The sequence below is a fragment of the Ruminococcus sp. 210702-SL.1.03 genome (assembly GCF_020559915.1).
GTDB lineage: Bacteria > Bacillota > Clostridia > Oscillospirales > Ruminococcaceae > YE71.
The window spans coordinates 1-289 of sequence record NZ_JAJCLZ010000156.1 but is presented as its reverse complement, the minus strand read 5'-3'; the positions used below and the strand labels follow the sequence as shown (position 1 = coordinate 289).

The window sequence follows — 289 nt, the reverse complement described above, 5'->3', positions numbered from 1 at the left end:
CGGACATTTATGAGAATATGATCGGTACAGATTTGAATAATCCCGATACTGATGGGGATGGTCTGACCGACTATCAGGAAGTATACATAACAGGAACGGATCCCACAAAGTATGATTCGGTAACCGATGGTGTTTCGGACGCAGACGCTGATCCTGACGAAGACGGATTGACCAATGCACAGGAGATAGAGTTGGGAACTGATCCGCAGAATGACGATACCGACGGCGATGGTTTGAAAGGCGGAGAAGAAGTGAATGATTATCACACCGACCCGTTGAATCCGGATAC

The 289-nt window shown here is 47.4% G+C and carries 1 pseudogene; it reads left to right on the top strand.

Annotation, left to right across the window (positions count from 1 at the left end):
• A pseudogene (locus LI114_RS13910) lies at positions 1–289 on the top strand (hypothetical protein); the annotation flags it as partial.